General features: G+C 54.2%; 1 protein-coding gene. It reads right to left on the minus strand.

The features are described from left to right. Window positions 1–273 (minus strand): hypothetical protein (locus tag H8K52_RS20770; protein ID WP_186924810.1); only part of this gene is annotated, 273 nt, incomplete at both ends.

Raw genomic sequence — 273 nt, forward strand, 5'->3', positions numbered from 1 at the left:
TTACACCACCGATCACCAATGGTAAGGATTCTGGGGACGCGGAATCGACGATGGCGTCATTGATTGTGGCGACGGTGACCGTGAAGGTACTAACGCCGGCTGGAACGATCAGGCTGCCACCGACTAAGGTCACACCATTACTGAACGTGGCTGTGCTGTTGTAATCGGCACCGGCTGTTGCTGTACCACCGCCTAAGTTGTAAGCATAAGTGGACGCCACAGTTGTGGTTGCGCTTAAGCTGACGGTGTAGACCAGATCATTGCCTTCGACCA

The organism is Affinundibacterium seohonense (assembly GCF_014284305.1).
Taxonomy (GTDB): Bacteria; Pseudomonadota; Gammaproteobacteria; order Burkholderiales; family Burkholderiaceae_D; genus Undibacterium; species Undibacterium seohonense.